The 16,245-nt window shown below is 63.6% G+C and carries 8 protein-coding genes; 4 read left to right on the top strand and 4 right to left on the bottom strand.

Annotation, left to right across the window (positions count from 1 at the left end; genetic code table 11):
- Window positions 1-304 precede the first annotated feature (304 nt).
- Window positions 305-646: an HNH endonuclease gene (locus tag BM244_RS19920; protein ID WP_254784642.1), complete on the bottom strand. Its 342-nt coding sequence runs from the start codon at window positions 644-646 to the stop codon at window positions 305-307.
- Window positions 647-758: 112 nt separating this feature from the next.
- Between BM244_RS19920 and BM244_RS22795 the strand changes: the two genes are divergently transcribed.
- From BM244_RS22795 to BM244_RS19900, 4 genes are all read left to right on the top strand, one after another.
- On the top strand, window positions 759-1,118 hold the full coding sequence (locus tag BM244_RS22795) for a hypothetical protein (protein WP_139226985.1): 360 nt from the start codon (window positions 759-761) through the stop codon (window positions 1,116-1,118).
- A gap of 436 nt (window positions 1,119-1,554) precedes the next feature.
- Entirely contained in the window at window positions 1,555-4,464 is a 2,910-nt protein-coding gene (locus BM244_RS19910; RefSeq protein ID WP_254784641.1) for a TonB-dependent receptor domain-containing protein, read from the top strand.
- Between the two features lie 55 nt (window positions 4,465-4,519).
- Window positions 4,520-6,994, top strand: coding sequence for a beta-galactosidase GalA (gene galA, locus BM244_RS19905; RefSeq protein WP_093400661.1), 2,475 nt, complete (start codon window positions 4,520-4,522; stop codon window positions 6,992-6,994).
- Window positions 6,994-9,297 (top strand): DPP IV N-terminal domain-containing protein, encoded by a 2,304-nt coding sequence (locus BM244_RS19900; protein WP_093400660.1) that lies wholly within the window; start codon window positions 6,994-6,996, stop codon window positions 9,295-9,297. The genes galA and BM244_RS19900 overlap by 1 nt, the downstream gene beginning before the upstream one ends.
- 9 nt (window positions 9,298-9,306) lie before the next feature.
- Here the strand turns inward: BM244_RS19900 and BM244_RS19895 are convergent, their stop codons facing one another.
- The 3 genes from BM244_RS19895 to BM244_RS19885 are packed head-to-tail and all read right to left on the bottom strand — an operon-like array spanning window position 9,307 to window position 16,114.
- Window positions 9,307-10,839 (bottom strand): peptide MFS transporter, encoded by a 1,533-nt coding sequence (locus BM244_RS19895; protein ID WP_093400659.1) that lies wholly within the window; start codon window positions 10,837-10,839, stop codon window positions 9,307-9,309.
- A gap of 38 nt (window positions 10,840-10,877) precedes the next feature.
- On the bottom strand, window positions 10,878-13,631 hold the full coding sequence (locus BM244_RS19890) for a DUF5695 domain-containing protein (RefSeq protein WP_093400658.1): 2,754 nt from the start codon (window positions 13,629-13,631) through the stop codon (window positions 10,878-10,880).
- An 8-nt stretch (window positions 13,632-13,639) separates the two neighbouring features.
- On the bottom strand, window positions 13,640-16,114 hold the full coding sequence (locus BM244_RS19885) for a S9 family peptidase (protein WP_093400657.1): 2,475 nt from the start codon (window positions 16,112-16,114) through the stop codon (window positions 13,640-13,642).
- Window positions 16,115-16,245: the final 131 nt, after the last annotated feature.

The following is a 16,245-nucleotide window of genomic DNA, read 5'->3' as shown; positions in this document are numbered from 1 at the left end:
ATTGTTTGCCTTAAGGCTGCGGCTGCAACGAGACCGACGTCAGCAGCGAGAATGGGCAAACGTTCTGCCCGCGCCCATCGCGAACAGCTTGGCAGTGATGGTATCCGAGAGGGTGACGGATCGCGGGGATCTACGCGGCGCTCTTGGCCTTTCGCCATTCGCGCAGTGCGTCGTCATAGGCTCGACCTTCCTCTTTCGGCGGCCGCTTCCGTTCGGGTCGCTGAAGGAACGATATTCCGATCGTCAATTGCCGCCGGCTTAAAAGTCGGTTGCCGATGACGATCGATCGTCGAGGCCGATGCTCTTACCGGATATCGGCTCGGCGGGTGGGGGCGTGAAAATCCGCAGGCTTGTCGACGATCCAGTGCAGGAAGCGACTGATATCCGAGCGTGCTTTCAAGACATCGAGGTCCGCAAACGTCGTTGCCAGATCCTGATTCGATACGCTGGCATGGATGATACGGTGACATATCGGATGAACCGGGATGACCTCCGTACCACCCCGGCTTTTTGGGATACGGTGATGCCATTCCACCTTTCGACCCAGGGGCCGCTCGCACAGCCCGCATCGCCCAGTGTCTTCGGCGGCGATCGTCCGCGCCTCCGCCTCCAATAGTCCTGCTATCCGCTTCACACGTCCGCCCATGGTTCGAACATGGGTATCATGGGGAAAAATCAGCAGCGTGAGGAGCTTATTAGATGAAACGTGACGCGTTTCGCCGGAGGATGGTTCACCAGAAGCAAAAGCCCCGGGCCTTATGGCGCAGCATGAACCAATAGAAATGCCTGATGCCGGCATGTGTGTTCACGGGCTGTGTCCAGTCGAAGCGAACGGCAAGAATATCCTCGACGATGGTACGGAGGGCACGTTGGTTCGAGACGAGATACTTGACGTACAGCGCGCCATCGCCAAAGCTGGAGCTCGCCAAAAATCGTGTTTCGTCACCGATTTGGCGGCGCCCGTGATGATGATGGACAACCATCAGACGGGCATAGCGCACCGCAATGCCAAGTCCCGCTGCATGAAACAGAAGATGCGTAATCTCGGCGAAGATGAAAGGGCTCCGGCACCGAACCGTTCGTCGAAGCAACCCGTCAACCGTAGACATCCGTGGTGAAGGCAAGATTTGCCCCCGTGATGACCCCACCCGGAAACCCGCGACGGCGCGACTATGCGATAGCCTTCGAGCTTGATGGTAACGGGGAAATCGGCCGGGTTGCCGAGCAGGATACGGCCGCCGATGATCGTACGTCCACTGGCTTGGCCAAACGCTGTGGAATCGGCGGAGCTGATGCCGAGAGTGTATGGAGCGGACCGGGAAAGCTTAGCGATTGTGCGACGCCGAACAGCCTTAACGAACTGCCATTCTACAGGCGGTGGTGGTGATATACCGTCGAGCGCTTCGTCCGCACGCCCAGCAGGTCGCGAATATATCGAATATCGTATAATATATTTGACACGAATGATGTTTAGTGATGGATTGCTGGGCGACACAAAGTTGGGGCCAGGGATCCATGAAAAATATCGTCGGCGTACGTCGTCACCGTTCCAGCATGACTGCAGTGCTAGCGATGCTGCTATCCTCGGGCGCCTATGCGCAGGTTCTGCCTGCACCGGCACCCGGTGCGGATACACCAGCTGCCGCAAGCGATGACTCCATCGTCGTGACAGGCACTCGCATCCGCCGCCCTGACCTCGCTAGCAACAGCCCGATCACGTCCGTGACGGATCAGGAAATCAAATATCAAGGCGCGGTCAACGTCGAGAGCGTGCTGAACCGCCTGCCGCAGTTCAAGGCGGATGCGAACGAGAACGTCTCGAACGGTTCGGACGGCACGGCCAACATCAACCTTCGCAGCCTTGGGTCAAACCGGACTCTGGTCCTGCTTAATGGCCAGCGGTTGCTGCCCCAGCAGGCGATGGACTTGAACTTCGTGCCGTCGACGCTGATCGACCGTGTCGACGTGGTGACCGGCGGCGCGTCCGCGGTGTACGGATCCGACGCGGTGGCGGGGGTGGTCAACTTCGTGCTGAAGGATCACCTCGACGGGTTGCGGATCGACGCGCAGTCTGGCCTGGGCGTGCACACCAACGACAACAGCGCAGTGCGCGACATCATCACCACGCGAGGCTATGCCAACGCACCGCACCGCGTCGCCGATGGCGGCAAGCAGGATATCAACGCGGCCTACGGCAAGAACTTCGCCGATGGTCGTGGCAACGTCACCGTCTATGGTGGGTATCGCCACACCGATCCGGTATTGCAGGCGAACCGCGACGTTTCGGCGTGCGCGCTGAACCAAGCGGACGATGCTGGCTCCGCTCTGATCTGCGGTGGATCGAGCAACACGCAATACGGCACGTTCACTCCGCTTGGCGGCCCGAATGCTAGCAAGACGCTGACGAACAACATCAACGGTACGCAGACCTGGGTGCCGTATACGTCTGCCTACGCGTATAACTACTCGCCGACCAACTACCTCCAGCGCTCCGACGATCGCTACATCGGCGGCGGATTTGCCAAGTTCGAGATCGCGCCTATCGCCGAAGTCTATGGCAGCTTCATGTATATGAAGGATCACACCTTCTCGCAGGTTGCGCCGTCCGCGCTGTTCCTGGGAACAAGCTTCACTTTGCCCTGCAACAACCCGCTGATGAGCGTGGCGCAACAACAGTCGTTGTGCGGAGCGTCCGCTGGGACCGCAGCGACGCAGGATACGCTGATCGGATACCGGCTCGGTGATGGGCAGTCGCGACGCGACGACCTTCGCCACCAGGATTACCGCTACTCAGCCGGCGTCCGCGGCGACCTCGGCCACGGTTTTCAATATGACGTGAACTATCTGCATTCGCTGGTGAAGTTCAACGAGACGTACATGAACAACGTCGACAACGTGAAGGCGCAGCGCGCGCTCGACGTGGTAAACGTCAACGGCGTGCCGACCTGCCGATCGGTGATCGACGGCAGCGATCCGGCGTGCGTACCCGTCAACGTGTTCCAGCCCAACGCGATCACCGATACGCAGGCGGCCTATCTTTTCTCGGAAAGTAACACCGCGTCGCGCAATGCGCTCACGGTGATCTCCGCGAACGTCAACGGCGATCTTGGCACGTTCGGCATCACCAGCCCATGGGCAAAGCGCGGCGTCAACATCGCGCTGGGCGCCGAGCATCGCCGCGAGACGCTGAACTATACGGCGGATGCGGTCGCCGAACAGGGTGGCGTGACCGACTCGGACGGGCGCATCACCGTCAACGAGGCGTATGGCGAGATCGAAATTCCGGTCCTGCAGGACCTGCCGTTCGCGCATGCACTCACGATCAACGGTGGCCTTCGCTATTCGGCGTATCGCAACGACCAGCAATCGACCGGCCTGAAGTCGAAGTACAACGTCTGGACCTACAAGGGTGAGGCAAGCTGGGCGCCGTCGCAGGATGCGCGTCTTCGCCTCAGCTACAACCGCGCGATCCGCGCACCCAACATCGCCGAACTGTTCGGATCACGGTCCATCGGCAACGTCGCCGCACAGGATCCGTGCTCAGGCGCATCGCCGAGCGCATCGTTCGACGTCTGCCGCCTGACCGGCGTGACGCAGGCGCAATATGGCAGCATCATCGAATGCCCGTCGGACACCTGTTCGGCACAGTATGGCGGCAACGTCGCTCTGAAACCGGAAAAGGCGGATACCTATACGGCGGGTATCGTCCTTACACCGCGCATGGTGCGTAACCTTACGCTGACCGTCGATTATTTCCACGTGAAGGTGAAGGATTATATCAGCTCGGTCGATCCTTCGCTCGCGATCAGCCAGTGCGTGGCCGGCGGCGATCCGTTCTATTGCGCGTTGTTCACGCGCGATCCACGCTCGGGCGCGATCTTCGGCACCAACGGCTATATCGTCTCGACGACGTACAATACCGGTTCACTGACGACCTCCGGAGTAGACATCACCGCCGATTACACGTTCGGCATCGGCGCGCTCGGCAAGCTCAATCTCAATATGGTCGGTGCGCGCCTGATCGAGCAGGCCGCCGAACCGCTGGCGGGTCTTGGCAGCTACGACTGCAAGGGGCTGTACGGTTATACCTGCGGCCAGCCGAACCCGACGTGGCGGCATGCGATGCGGACGACGTGGCAGATGCCGCAGGGGGCGTCGGTATCGGTGGCTTGGCGCCATACCGACTCGGTCAAATTGTCGTCGCTGTCTGACAACACGTTTCTCGCTGGCACGCCGAGCGTCATCAACAAGAAAATCTCGGCATACAACTACATCGATCTGGCAGGCACTGTCGCGGTCGGGGAAGGGCTCCAGCTGCGGGCGGGCGTCAACAACCTTTTCGACAAGGATCCGCCCGCGATCGCGGCGGGCATCCTGTCGTCGTTCGGCAACGGCAATACTTATCCAGGTGTGTACGATACACTCGGACGCACGCTGTTCGTCGGCGCTACGGTGAACTTCTGACGATAACGGGTCGGTCGCGGTGCGGCGACCGGCCCTTGGTTACCGGGATGACGCTATGACCGATCTCGATCGTCGCGACCTGTTGAAGGCAGGCGGCGTGACGGCGTTTGCCGCAATTGCACCGAGTGCACCGGGCATTGCAGCGCGGACTGCCCCGTTGGCGTCGGTCGGCCCTCGCGAGGTCGTGCCGCTTGGCGCGGGATGGCGGTTTCACCTTGGCCATGCGAGCGATCCGATGAGAGATTTCGGTTTCGGCCGGTCGCACGACACATATGGCAAATCGGGCGACATCGGGACGCCGGTCGCCGAGCCGACGTTCGACGACACCGGGTGGCAGGCGGTCACCCTCCCGCACGACTGGGCAGTCGACCTACCGTTCGCGCAATTCGGCCCCGCGGGCAGCGAGGCGGATCGCACGGGTTCGTTCCAAGGGTTCAAGCCGGTCGGGCGGATGTGGCCCGCGACCAGCATCGGCTGGTATCGACGCGTGATCGCGCTGGGCACGGCGGATGCGGGGCGGCGGCTGATGCTGCAGTTCGACGGCGTTGCGCGAAATTGCATCGTGATTCTTAACGGCTTCGTCGTCGGAGCGAACGAGAGCGGCTATGCGCCGTTCGAGATCGACGTCACCGATTTCGCCAAGCCGAGCGAGGACAATATCCTCGTCGTCCGTTGCGACGTCAGCCTGGGCGAGGCATGGTCGTACGAGGGCGCCGGGCTCTACCGCGACGTTCGGCTAGTCAAGACCGCGCCTGCGCATATCCGGCGATGGGGCGCAACCGTGCGGTGTTCGATCGACGCCGCCGGTGCGCACATCCGTGTCGCGACCGAAATCGCGAACAGCGGCAAGGCCTGCGTGCTGCAGGTCCGGTCGACCGTAATCGATCCTGCTGGGAGCGAGGTCGCAGTGCTGCTCGCCGATCCGCTGGACGTCGCGGCGTGGACCGAGACGACGGCTGCGCAACACACGCATATCGCTGCGCCCGCGCTGTGGGGGCTCGAGACACCCCATCTCTACACACTGGTCAGCGAGTTGCTGATCAACGGCATCGTGACTGATCGCGATACGTGCCGGTTCGGCATCCGCACAATCCGGTTCGACGCGTCGCGTGGCTTCTTCCTCAACGGCAAGCCGGTCAAGATCAAGGGCACCTGCAACCATCAGGATCACGCCGGCGTCGGCTTCGCGGTGCCCGACAGCCTGCATGTCTGGCGGCTCGAGCAGCTGAAGGCGATGGGCAGCAACGCCTATCGCTCGACGCATCATTCGCCGTCACCCGCGATCCTCGATGCATGCGACCGGATGGGCCTCCTGTTGATGAACGAGACCCGGCAGATGTCGAGCAACGCTGAAGGGCTGGGGCAACTCGATCGCATGGTGCGGCAGGGGCGCAATCATCCAAGCATCATTCTGTGGAGTATTGGCAACGAAGAAATCCACCGGGGCACTGAAACCGGCGCGCGGATTGCGGAGACGATGAAGCGCAAGGTGTACGAGCTCGATGGGACGCGTCCGGTGACGGAGGCGTTCAACGGCAAGTTCGGGGAGGGGGCGTCGCGCGTGCTCGACGTGATGGGGTGCAATTACTACCTCGACGCGATCGATCCGTACCACGCCGCGCATCTCGACGTGCCGATGATCGGCACCGAGACGGGCAGCACGGTGATGACCCGCGGCGAATATGCACGTGTCGACAAGGCAGGCTTCGTGCCGGCCTATGACCGGGAATTTCCGCGCTGGGCGACGACAGCGGAAACATGGTGGAGCTTCTACGACGCGCGGCCGTTCCTGGCCGGCGGGTTCGTCTGGACCGGCTTCGACTATCGCGGCGAGCCGACACCATTCGAACGCTGGCCCGAGAACGTTTCGAACTTCGGGCAGATGGACTTGTGCGGCTTTCCGAAGGACAATTATCATTATTATCGCGCATGGTGGAGCGGCGAGCCGGTGCTGCACCTGTTTCCGCACTGGAATTGGGCGGGCCGCGAGGACCAGCCGGTCTCGGTCTGGGTGCACAGCAACTGCGATGCGGTCGAGCTGTTCCTGAACGGGCAGAGCCTCGGACGGCAGACGGTGGTGAAGAACACGCATCTCGAATGGCAGGTGGCCTACAGACCTGGGCGAATCGAGGCGTACGGGTATCGCGGCGGCAAGCATGTGATGCACGCGGTGCGCGAGACGACCGACGCGCCGGCGCGGATCGGGCTGTCGAGCGATCGACGGCAATTGGCACCGGGCGAGGTCGCCATAGTCCGCGTGGCGGTCCTCGATGCGAAACGGCGCGAGGTGGCGACCGCGTCCGATCGGGTGACGTTCGCGCTGTCGGGCGATGCAAAGTTGCTGGGGGTCGGCAATGGCGATCCGCGCAGTCGCGAGCCGGATCATGCGATGTCACGTTCTGCGTTCAACGGGCTGTGCATGGCGCTGGTGCAGGCCGGCGACAAGGGGGGGGCCATCCGGCTGGAAGCACGCGGGGATGGGCTTGCATCGGCGATGCTGCCGATGATCGGCATGACCAAGGAGATCTGATGATTGTACGTCGTTCGTCGCGGGCACTCGCGCTGGTTTTGCTGTGCGCGTCCGCAGCGGTTCGGGCTGCCCCCGATGAGGCCGCATTCCGGCGCTCGGTCGGGCTGCGTGCCGCTTGGCAGGATCTGACGCGCGAGGTGGCGTGGCCGGTGCACTGGACCCCGGACGGGCGTCACTTCTCGTACCGCAAGACGGTGGCGGGCGGGTTCGCGTTCGAGACGGTGGACGCGCAGACGCTCGCCAAGTCGCCGGCGTTCGATACGGCCAAGCTTGGGGCGGCACTGGCCGACGCCCGACACGAGGCGGTCGATGCAATGCACCTGCCGTTCGCCGAATTCGACTATGCCGACAATGGCAAGGCGATCGCTTTCTCGATGGACGAGACGCGCTGGCAGTGCGGGATCGTCGCCTATCGTTGCGAGGCCGCCGTCGACCGAACCCGCCCGCGCGGTTTCGGCGTGGTGCGCGATATCTCGGTACCGGCTGAGAATAGTCCCAAGGTATCGCCGGATGGCAAGTGGACGGCGCTCGTGCAGGGCGACAATCTGGTCGTGCGCGAGACCGGCAACGCAGCCGTCGTTCCGTTTAGCGTCGACGGGACGCCAGGCGACTTCTACGATCCGGAGACGCTGCGCTGGTCGCCCGACAGCCGGCACATCATGATCTATCGGGTCAGGCCGGGGTATCAGCGACGGGTATTGCGCGTAGAATCGTCGCCGCGAGATCAGCTTCAGCCGGAGCTGCAGAGCCAGCTCTACCCCAAGCCCGGCGATGCGATCGATCAGGAACAGCCCGTTTTGTTCGACGTCTCGACCCGCCGCCAGACGGTGATCGTCGACGCGCTGTTCCCCAATCCCTACGAACTCTCCGCACCACGCTGGCGCAGCGACGGGCGCAGCGTCGCGTTCGACTATGTCCGGCGTGGGTTCGGGCAAGCGCGAATCGTCGCGGTCGATGCGGAGACCGGCGTTGCGCACGCCGCCGTGACTGAAGATGCAAAGACGTTCGTCTATGCCGATCGCCGATACGCGCACGAAGTCGGCGGTCGCGGCGACGAGATCGTCTGGGCGTCTGAACGCGATGGCTGGAACCACCTGTACCTGATCGACGGCCGCACCGGGAAAGTTAGGAACCGGATCACGACCGGATCATGGGTAGTGCGCGACGTCATCTCCGTCGACGATGCCAAGCGCCAAGTCACCTTCTCCGCAAGCGGCATGAACGCGGGCGAGGACCCGTATTTTCGGCACGTCTACCGGATCGACTTCGACGGCCGGCACCTGACCGCGCTGACTCCGGCGAAGGCCGATCACGACGCTCGCTTCGCCCCAGACGGAAATCTGTACGTCGATACCTATTCGCGCATCGACATGCCGACGATTAGCGAACTGCACCGGGTGAGCGACGGTGCATTGATCGCGACGATCACCACGGGCGATGATGGCGCGCTTCGGGCGGCCGGGTTTCAACCGCCCGAAGCGTTCGTCGCCAAGGGGCGCAACGGCAAGACCGACATTTGGGGCGTCGTCGTTCGTCCGCGCAATTACGATCCGCACAAGCGCTATCCAGTGATCGAGAACATCTATGCCGGGCCGCACGACAGCTTCGTGCCCAAGCAATATTGGCCGTTCGGCTATCATTCTGGTGGCGACAAGGCGATCGGCATGCAGGAGCAGGCAGATCTCGGCTTCATCGTCGTGCAGATCGACGGCATGGGCACCGCCAACCGCTCCAAGGCGTTTCAGGACGTTGCTTGGAAGAACCTCGCCGACTCGGGCTTCCCTGATCGGATCGCGTGGCACCGCGCGCTGGCGGCGAAGGATCCGTCCTACGATGTCAGCCGGGTCGGCATCTACGGCGCGTCGGCAGGCGGCCAGAGCACGTTGAACGCGCTGTTGTTCCACGGCGATTTCTACAAGGTCGGGGTGGCCTATGCCGGGTGCTACGACAACCGCATGGACAAGATCAGCTGGAACGAACAGTGGCTCGGCTGGCCGGTCGACGCGAGCTATGCGGCAGCTTCCGGCGTCGATCATGCCGCGCAACTGACGGGCAAGTTGCTGATGATCGTCGGCGAGCAGGACAGCAACGTCGACCCCGCCTCGACGATGCAGGTCGCCAATGCACTGATCCGCGCGGACAAGGATTTCGAACTGCTGGTGGTGCCGGGCGCCGAGCATAGCGTCGGGCGTTCGACCGGGCCGATCGATTATGTTGCACGGCGGCAGTTCGCGTTTTTCGTACGAAATCTGGCAGGCGACACGCTGCCGGATTGGAATGCTGCGGGATCACCAAGCCGATAGTCGGGCGATCTAGCGCGCTGCGGGGGGCGGGCTTCTGGTCAGCGCATCGAGGTGCATCAACCGCACCACCCAGGGGCTGACCAGCGCGACCAGGCCGCCGGCGATCACCGCGGACCAGCCGATCCTCGAATACACGATCAGGATCGTGTCGGGGCCTGCGTTCTGCCCGCCCGTCGCCTGAGCGATCAGCGCGGCGACGAAGTTGCCCGCCGACGTCGCCAGAAACCACGTGCCCATCATCAGCCCGGTCATGCTGCCGACCGACAGTCGCGTCATCGACGACAGGCCAATCGGCGAGAAGCACAACTCGGCCATCGAGTGCAGCAGGTACAGCAGGATGATGAAGACCGCGGGCGTCAGCGCAGTGCCAGGTGCCACGCCGCCCACGAGCACCAGGAAGCCGAGCCCGACCAGACAGAGACCGATCCCGAACTTGAGCGGGACGGATGGTTCTGCCCTGCGTCGCGCGAGCCACGTCCACAAGCCGGCGAACACCGGCGCGAGCAGGATGATGAAGGCCGAATTTACTGACTGGAAGACGGAGGCCGGCACGGTCCACCCGAACAGCGTCCGATCGACCCGCTGGTCGGTGAAGACGTTGAGCGACGAGCCAGCCTGTTCGAACAGCGCCCAGAACAGCGGGCTGAGCGCGATGAGAAACATCGCCGCGAAGACACGGTCGCGCTCGACCGGGGGCAACGTCCAGACCGATCGATACACGATGTACGCCACGGTCAGCGCGGAGAATGCGACGAGCAGGACACCGACGGCACCCTGCGACCGGATCAGGTACCAGACGACACCGATGGCAACGATCGCCCCCAGATAGATGAACGTCTCGTGCGAACGGCCACGCGACGCGTCACCCGATACGCGCGGCTGTTCCGGCAATGTCCCTACTCCGTTCAGTTCGCGGCGAAACAGGATGAAGATGCCCAGCCCGATCAGCATGCCGACCCCCGCGGCGCCGAACCCGTACGACCAGCCGACGGTCTCACCCAGGATGCCGATGACGATCGGCCCCAGCCACGCACCGGTATTGATCCCCATGTAGAAGATCGAGAAGGCCGGGTCGCGGCGGATGTCGTCGCGCGCATAGAGCTGCCCGACCAGCACCGAAATGTTGGCCTTGAGGAAGCCCGTGCCGATTACGATCGCCGCGAGCCCTAGGTAGAAGCCGTTGAGATACAGCCCCTGCTGCCCGGCCGGACCTTCGAGTAATGCGATCAGCAAATGACCTATCGCGATGAAGATACCGCCCACGAGCACGGCCTTTCGTGCGCCGAGGAAATGGTCGGCGAGATAACCGCCAATCACCGGGGTGAGGTAGATAAGCGACGTGTAGGTGCCGTAGATCGCGAACGCTGAACCGGTCGAAAGCAAGAAATGCTTGGTCAGATAGAAGACCAGAATCGCCCGCATGCCGTAATAGGAAAAACGCTCCCACAATTCGGTGAAGAACAGCAGGAACAGGCCACGCGGATGACCGAGCAGGGTTCGTGCGGCGATGGGCTGTTGATCTACGGGCGCGAAGTTCGCCATATCGTGGTTCCGTGCCTGCTGAAAATGGACCGTGACGCTCAGTTCGGCTGAAGCTGGACGTCCGTCGCCGCCATCGAAAGGGGAACGGTGTATTCACCCCGCTCCATACGGCCGCCCGGAACCGTGTACGGATGACCGCCTGCCGTCGTCGTTTCCAGTGTGATCCGCGCCGCGGGCGTCGTCGACGATGCCGGATCCAACTTCAACGTGACGGCTCCCGTGGCTGTGTCGTACGCGGCGTTGGCGATCTTGCCCGCCGTCAGCGTGATCCACAGTCCGGCAGGGGCGACGAACAGGCGGCTGCGGGCGCCGTCCTTCGGCGCGATCGTAATGACGGTGCCGGAAGCCTGGTTCACGTTGCCGCCGAAGCCGAGCCAGCCGAATGTCGCATCTTTCACCAGATAGCTCGCTGCGGTGACGGCGTGGCCGTAGAACCCCATGCCGTAATCACCGCTGTACGGATCCCATTTCATCATGTCGGGCGCGGAGTGGAACGCCGCCGACGAGAACCCCTGCTGATCGATGTTGGTAATCCCGCCCATCACGCCGCCATATGCGATCCGCAACAGCCGCAGGTCGGACGGATCGGCGCGGTAAGCATCGAGCAATGGCACGGCGTTCAGCGCGGATCCGTAATGGTGGATCTGTCGCTCGATCCGCGGATATTTACCGCCGTACAGGAAATCCCAGTAGCGACGCGCATTACCGTTATAGCCCCAGCTCGGGATCGCCGGATCATAGGCCAGGATCACCTGCCTGGTCTCGTCCGCCTGGGGCTGGTAGCCGAAATAGCGCATCCAGGCATAGACTTCGGGCTGGCCGGTCGAATCCCACGCCATTTCACTGCCGAACGGATAGGTCAGTGTGCGCCAGTGATCGGCGCGCCCCTTCATCAGGCGCTCCATCTCGGTCGCCTCGGTGGTCAGCCCTTCACGCTTCAGGTCCTTCAGGATGTCGACGAACACGTCGCCTTCCATCAATCCGAACTGCGTATAATAGGGCGCGTCGCGCATCATCGCGACGGTGGTCTGATAGGCGTGGTCGAGATACCAGCGCCAGGGATGCGCAGTGACCATGCCAGGATGGTTGCGTGCGACGCGGTAGAGCACCCAGTGGCCGATCGCGACATGCGGATAATTATAGGCGCGGCCGAGATCGCCGGCATCCTTCTTCGACCAGGACGTCCAGCTCTTCCAGTTGGTGGCGGCATCGTAATAGCCGGGATGTTCGACCGGATCGTAATAGAAGATGCTCTTCCGCACCGCGCCGGCATGCTCGCCGTCCGCCACCTGGAGGCGGCCTTCGACGGTCTCGTCGACCAGCCGCTGGAGCTTGGCAACTTCTGCCGGGTCAGGATTGTCGAGCTGCTTGGCCATCGCTGCGACCCAGCCGCCGCCGCCGCCCTCGTCGCTCATGCCCGAGATCCATACGCGAGGATCCTGCGTGACGATCTTCCCGGCTTCGCGGTCATAGGTGAGGATCGCGGGGTTGCGGCCGAACGGATCGGCCTTGTTCTCGTACCATTGCTGCGTCGTGGAGAACCGGCCGAGGTCTGCCATCGCCTGGTCGAGCGGCTTGGTGATGAAATAGCTGACGGTCTGCACGCTGCCATCGGCATAGGTGATCGCGAGGCTCGCGCGCCCCCATCCGCTGCTGCGTACCGCATAGCGCACCCAGCCCTTGGCTCCCGCCACCTTGGTCGCCGTCAGCGCGCCTGCCGGAAGGCTCTCGACCTTGGCGATGCGTTGCGGGCTGCGCAGGAACAGCGAGGCGTCCTGGTCGGTCGGCACCACATAGCCTGGAATGCCGACCGCGACCGGGCGCTTGTTGGCGACCAGCGTGTCCTCGATCGCCGAGATCGACGGCGACGTGACGAAGCGCACGCCGATCGTGCGGCTCTTACCCGGTGCCATCGTGAAGCTGGTCGGCGTGTTCCACTGTTCGCCGGCCTTCGCCCATTCCTTATCGGCGAACCCCTTGCTGGCGATGGTCCAGTCGTAAAACCCTTCGGAGGTCTGACCGCGGGGGCTGCGGTCGGTGAACATATCGGTGTCGCGGGCCCCGCGCACCTCCATGATCGGGCGATAGGCCTCCAGCGGCGTGCCCTTTTCCGGGAGAACCAGCAGGGCAGGGCCTTTGCCGTTCAGCCGCGCGACCTGGAGATAGCCAGCGTCGCGGCCGATATAGGGGTCGACGAAGCTCGCCTGCGCATGCGCCTGTTCGAGATCGCGGTCCGAAATGATGTTGTCGAAGATCATCGGCAGGCCGAGGCCGCCGATCTCGATCGGCTGCGTGCTGGTATTGGTCAGCGTGAAGCGCAGCGCCAGCACGCCGTGATCGTCGATCCAGCGCCGCTCGACCTTGATCGGACTGGCACCCAGCGACGCGGTAATGTCGGCGGCGGCGAGGACCCGCCCGGCCGCGGGTAGGAGCCGGATCGGCTGGCGCCGGTGCGCGGAGGCGAAGTCGGTCCACGCGCCGCCGGGCGTGCGCAGCCGCAGGTTGATGTCGCCGATATGGACATAGCCGTCACCGGCCCGCTCGGCTTCGCGTGCGCCAGGGGTGAAATCGAACGCCGCGTCGCCGGTGGGGGACAGCCGCGACAGCGTCTGCGTGTCCGACCGCAGCGCCAGATCGAAGCTCGACGTACGGATCGGTGTCTCGGCAATCGGCGGATAGACGCGCTTCGCCGGCTGCTGCTCCTGCGCCCGCGCGGCTCCGAGCGTGGGGATCGCGAGCGACGTACCGGCGAGGAGAAGGGCGGCGGCGGTAAGGCTGCGGAAGCGAGTCATGGCGGGGCTCATCGTATCGGAGTGGCGGGCGCAGTGGCAGAGGGCGCAGCGGGGACAGAGGCAGGCGGGGCAGCGGGCGGGGCATCGCGCGGCGGCTCGGCGGGCGCCCCCGGCGGCGGCGAAGGCGATAACGGCAGCAAGGCCGGCGTCGCCTCGTCCAGCAGGTTGCGGGTGAAGTAGTTGCGCAGCTTGCGCCAGAAGAACGGCTGGTAGACCGCGTGCGTGGTGTTGGGCAGCACGACGATATCGACGTCGCGCTTTGCCTGGATCAGCGCCTGGGCGAGCCGGAAACTCTCGGTAATCGGGACATTGTCGTCGATGTCGCCGTGGATCAGCAGCAGCTTGCCCTGCAGGTTGGCCGCGACCGACATGTTCGAATTCCGGTCCCACGTCGCGGTGTCGGCGGTGCCCATCGACACTTCCGGCCACCACGCCTTGTCGAGCCGAAGGTCGTGATTGCCCGAGGACGCGACCGCCACCTTGAAGAAGTTCGGCCGGCGCAGGATGAACCGCGCGGCGTCGTATCCGCCGGCCGACCCGCCGAACACGCCGACCCGGTCGGTATCCATGTAGGGATAGCGAGCGGCCATCTGGCGGATCATCGCGATATGATCGTCGAGGCCGACCTCACCTAGGTTTTGAAAGGCGGGAAGGCGGAATACCTGGCCGCGGCGCGAGGTGCCACGGCCGTCGATCATCACGACGATCGCACCGATCTGCGCGACGCTGTTGCCGCTGGCCATCACAGCGTCGTCCCAGGTGGCCGGGACGTCGGTGGTGGTCGGCCCGGTATAGACATTGTCGATCACCGGATAATGCCGCGTGGGATCGAAGTTCGCAGGACGCAGGATCATACCGTAGAGCGGCGTCTTGCCGTCGGCGGCCACACCGCGGAACGGTTCGGGCGCGGTAAAGCCGCTCGCGAACAATGCGTTGGGGTCGGCATGCGCCAGTTCGGAGACGATGTGTCCGTCGGTGCCGTCGCGGAGCACGGTGCGGGTCGGCACGGTCGGGCTCGACATCCGGTCGAGGATCCATCGACCGTCGTCCGACACCTTGGTATCATGATCGATCGGCTCGGGCGTGAGCAGCCCCGGCTGCGTGCCGTCGAGCGTCACACGGTAGAGCGCGCGGTAATAGGGATTGCGATCATGTTCGCGACCGACCCCGGTGATCAGCAGGCTGTGCGCGTCCTTGGCAACATGATCGACCGACAGCACTTCCCATGCACCGCGGGTCAGCGGGATGCCGCCATCGGGATCGTCGGGACGCACCAGATAAAGCTGCGCCCAGCCGCTGCGTTCGGAGATCGACAGTTCGCCGCCCATGTCTGGGGCGCTCATCAATGCGCTCGACGTGACCGTGACCACGGGCTTGATCGCCTCGCGCGCGACGACATGCGTGGCACCGGTGTTCGGGTCGGCCTGATAGACGACGATCTGTTTATAGCCGCGCTCGGTCCAGCTGATCCGCGGCGTGTTGCCGATCCATTCCATGTCCGGGTCGGCGGGATAGAGGAGGGACTCGCTCGGTATGTCGAGCGGCACGATACTCGCCTTGCGACGACGCAGCGCCTGTTCGACGTCGATCACCATCCGCGTCGCCTGCGGCAGTTTCTCCGCGCCGGCGAGTGGGTAGATGTACGAAAAGCTGCGTGGGTAGAAGCTGCCTGGGGGATTTTCCTGCGTCACCGTCAAGGGATGGACGCCGCGCGTATCGAGCCGCCAGGTTATGATCCGGCGGCTGTCGGGCGACCAGCGCACCGACACCGGCATGACCGGATCCTCGGTGCCCTGTTTCAGGATTTCAGGAAGCGGCGCGATACCGCGCCCATAGGGCTGGTCGCGCGTCCCATCGGTCGTCAGCAGCACTTCGCGCCCGCTCTTCACGTCGATCGCCACCAGGTTGAACGCGCGGTAGACGATGCGGAACCGGCCATCGGGCGAGATCGCGTCGGTGCCGTCCCCGTCGCCGGTCTTCGCCTCCGCCAGCGTTCCCGTACCGTCGAGGGTCCAGCGTTTACCACCCGCGGAGAACGTCATCACCCGCGTCGCCGGGTCATAGTCGAGCCGTTCGAGACCCGGTCGTTCCGCGCTGACCGGCTTGCCGATCGCACGTGTCAGCAGCCCCGCGACGGCGGCAAAGGTGGAGACCGTCTGGGTCTCGCCAGTTGCCGGATCGAGGAACAGGATCGTTGTTTCGCCCGATATCTTGCGGTGAAGCAGGATGCCGCGACCCTCTGCGACGAAGGTCGCGCCGGAATCTCTGTCTGCGATCAGCGTGTCTAGGTTCTCGCGCAGGTAGCGGTCGGCGAGTGCATAGCGCTCGACTATCGACTTTGGCGCGGGGGTCGCGAGGACAGGTTTGGCAACAGTCTTGGCGACGGTCTTCGCGGCGGCTGGAACGCCCGACGTGAACACAGCAAGCGCGCTTCCCAGCAGGAATGCGGCATGGTGTGGCCGTGCCGGATGATGCGCCTGCATTGTTGTCCCCTACGATGCTGTGGAAACTGACGAACGATCAGCAAGGCGTCAATACAAATTATACAGTATATGATTTGGAAGGTTGATAGGTCTGTTTGTACGCTTGCAACATTCACATCTCAGTTTAGTAT

The sequence above is a fragment of the Sphingomonas sp. OK281 genome, assembly GCF_900115295.1.
In the GTDB taxonomy this organism is placed as follows: domain Bacteria; phylum Pseudomonadota; class Alphaproteobacteria; order Sphingomonadales; family Sphingomonadaceae; genus Sphingomonas.
This window is presented reverse-complemented; position numbering and strand designations above follow the sequence as displayed.

Bases quoted from the DNA above. Each gene is read 5' to 3' on its own strand.
- BM244_RS19920 (WP_254784642.1), bottom strand. From the start codon at position 646: ATGGGCGGACGTGTGAAGCGGATAGCAGGACTATTGGAGGCGGAGGCG.
- BM244_RS22795 (WP_139226985.1), top strand. From the start codon at position 759: ATGGCGCAGCATGAACCAATAGAAATGCCTGATGCCGGCATGTGTGTT.
- BM244_RS19910 (WP_254784641.1), top strand. From the start codon at position 1,555: ATGACTGCAGTGCTAGCGATGCTGCTATCCTCGGGCGCCTATGCGCAG.
- galA (WP_093400661.1), top strand. From the start codon at position 4,520: ATGACCGATCTCGATCGTCGCGACCTGTTGAAGGCAGGCGGCGTGACG.
- BM244_RS19900 (WP_093400660.1), top strand. From the start codon at position 6,994: ATGATTGTACGTCGTTCGTCGCGGGCACTCGCGCTGGTTTTGCTGTGC.
- BM244_RS19895 (WP_093400659.1), bottom strand. From the start codon at position 10,839: ATGGCGAACTTCGCGCCCGTAGATCAACAGCCCATCGCCGCACGAACC.
- BM244_RS19890 (WP_093400658.1), bottom strand. From the start codon at position 13,631: ATGACTCGCTTCCGCAGCCTTACCGCCGCCGCCCTTCTCCTCGCCGGT.
- BM244_RS19885 (WP_093400657.1), bottom strand. From the start codon at position 16,114: ATGCAGGCGCATCATCCGGCACGGCCACACCATGCCGCATTCCTGCTG.